Below are 2627 nucleotides of genomic sequence, written 5' to 3'. Positions count from 1 at the left end.
TGCATATTCTGCCCCATTCCGATCACTGATTCTGGTTTAATCCGATCACCCATTCTGGAAGTATTCGATCACTGATTCCGGTTTTATTCGATCACTTTTTCTGGATTTCCAGAATCGATGATCGGATATTTCCAGAATCCTGCCTAACGCATTGTTTTAACTAAATTACTGCTATCCTTCTGAGCTTTTTTGGTCAGGGAGATCGGCGGTGGCGAGAAAGAGGTTAACAATGCGTAAAATTAAAGACATCCTGCGCCTGCGTCAGGAGGCAGGACTGAGTTACCGCAGCATCTCCCAGGCGCTGGACATAGGCTATGGCACGGTGGTCGATTACCTGGAGCGAGCGGAGAAGGCCAGCCTTGGGTGGCCCTTACCCGTCGATCTGAATGAGCGCGATCTGGGCCGGTTGTTATTCCCCACGCAGCCACGAACCGGACAGCGCCGCTTTGCTGAGCCCGATTTTGTGGTAGTGCATCAGGAGCTGCGCCGCAAGAGCGTGACCAAGCAATTGCTGTGGCAGGAATACCGTCAACAGCACCCCGATGATGGCTACAGCTACGCACAGTTCTGTCACCGCTACCTGAAGTGGCTGGGCTGCCAGCAGCGTAGCATGCGTCAGTTGCACCGCGCCGGTGAGAAGCTATTTGTCGACTACTGCGGACCGACGATGGAGGTGGTGTCACCAGATACCGGTGAGATCCGCCGGGCACAAATCTTTGTGGCGGTACTTGGCGCTTCTAACTACACCTTTGCCTGTGCCAGCTGGAGCCAGAAGCAGCAGGACTGGCTCAGTGCACATGTCCAGGCACTGACTTTCTTCGGCGGCGTGCCCGAGATCATCGTACCGGACAATCTTAAAAGCGCCGTGCGTAAAACGCACCGCTACGAGCCGACGATCACCGCCAGCTATCAGCAGTTGGCGGCCCATTACCAGTGCGCCATCATCCCGGCCAGGCCGTACAAGCCCAAGGATAAATCCAAGGCCGAGGTGGCGGTGCAGATCGTTGAACGCTGGATCATGGCGCGGCTTCGCCATCACACGTTCTTTACCCTGGCCTCACTGAACCAGGCCATCCAGGCGCTGCTGATCGATCTTAATGAACGCCCTTTCAAGAAGCTGCCGGGCAGTCGGCGAAGCCAGTTCGAGCAACTGGAGAAACCGGCGCTGCGCCCCTTGCCCAGTCAGCCCTATCAGTACGCTGAGATCAAGCAGGCACGCGTGCATATTGACTACCACGTCGAGTATGACAAGCACTATTACTCGGTGCCACACCATCTGGTCAAGCAGCCGGTTGAGGTCCATGCCAGCGATAGCCTGATCAGCTTCTACAGCCACGGTCAACGCGTGGCCAGCCATGCGCGCAGTTACCGTCAGGGCGCTCACAGCACCTGCGCTGAGCATATGCCAGGTACTCACCGCGCAGTGCACGAGTGGTCGGGGGAGCGCTTCGTGCAATGGGCCAATGAGATCGGTTCACACACCGCTGAGCTGGTCAGCCACTTGCTTGAGCGCAAGCGCCATCAGGAGCAGAACTATCGCAGCGTCCTGGCGCTGCTGAGCAACGCGAAAAAGTATGGTCGCGCCCGTCTCAATCAGGCCTGTGGCCGGGCACTGCAGATCAACTCGCCCACCCGCAGCAGTGTCGAATCCATCCTAAAAAATGGTCTGGATCATCTCGCCCTGGAGCGCTCAGTTGATGAACGGCAGGAGGAGCTTGACCTTGATCATCATGAGAACGTTCGCGGCCAGCACTATTACCACTAACATTATAATCAGGAAAAACAATCATGCATCACAATCAAACCCTGCAAAGCCTGCGTGCACTTAAACTCACCGGTATGGCCGATGCCCTGGAGCAGCAGCACGCCCAACCCTCAACCCATGAGGAGCTCGGCTTCGATCAGCGCCTGGCTTTGCTCGTTGATCGGGAAACCACGCATCGCAACAATAACAAAGTGACCCGGCTACTGTTGAACGCGAAGCTCAAGCTGCAGGCGTACCCGGAAGACATTGATTACAGTCATCCCAGAGGGTTGCACAAGAGCCAGTTCGCCGAACTGCTTGGCGGCAGCTGGATACATCAGCATCACAACGTGCTGATCACCGGCCCCACCGGCTGCGGGAAGACGTACCTGGGCTGCGCACTGGCTACACAGGCCTGTCGTCATGGCTTCAGTGTGCGCTACTTCCGCACGTCCCGCCTGCTTGAAACACTCAGCATCGCTCATGGCGATGGCCGCTTCGCCAAACTGATACAGCAACTGGCCAAAACCGATGTGCTGGTGATGGATGACTGGGGCCTGGAGAAAATGACACTGGGTCAGCGCAATGACCTGCTGGAGATCATGGAGGACCGCCATGGGCAGCGCTCGACGCTGATCACCAGTCAGTTGCCTGTGAGCCAGTGGCATCAGAGCATCGGCGATGCCACCTTGGCTGATGCCATCCTGGACCGGCTGCTGCACAACAGCCACAAGATAAAACTCAAAGGAGAATCGATGCGAAAAACCATGAGCAAAATGACTGAATCCGATCAGTCACAGTGATACTATCGGCAACGGCGCGTTAGGCAGATCCGGTGATCGAATAAAACCGGAATGGGTGATCGGAATGACCGGAATACGCA

The 2627-nt window shown here is 56.3% G+C and carries 2 protein-coding genes; both read left to right on the top strand.

Annotated elements, in window-relative coordinates; translation table 11 throughout:
• The first annotated feature begins 229 nt into the window (after window positions 1–229).
• A complete protein-coding gene (gene istA, locus WD071_RS09670; protein WP_368048165.1) occupies window positions 230–1765 on the top strand; it encodes an IS21 family transposase in 1536 nt (511 codons plus the stop codon).
• Between the two features lie 23 nt (window positions 1766–1788).
• Window positions 1789–2547, top strand: a complete 759-nt coding sequence (istB, locus tag WD071_RS09665) for an IS21-like element helper ATPase IstB (RefSeq protein ID WP_368048164.1) — start codon at window positions 1789–1791, stop codon at window positions 2545–2547.
• Window positions 2548–2627: the final 80 nt, after the last annotated feature.

Origin of the sequence: Pseudohongiella sp. (genome assembly GCF_040877505.1) — a bacterium.
Taxonomy (GTDB): Bacteria; Pseudomonadota; Gammaproteobacteria; order Pseudomonadales; family Pseudohongiellaceae; genus Pseudohongiella.
The sequence above is the reverse complement of the archived record's forward strand: the minus strand, read 5'-3'. Positions and strand labels throughout refer to the sequence as shown.

What these genes read in the sequence shown, in the direction of transcription:
- istA (WP_368048165.1), top strand. Translation starts at nt 230, where the DNA reads ATGCGTAAAATTAAAGACATCCTGCGCCTGCGTCAGGAGGCAGGACTG.
- istB (WP_368048164.1), top strand. Translation starts at nt 1,789, where the DNA reads ATGCATCACAATCAAACCCTGCAAAGCCTGCGTGCACTTAAACTCACC.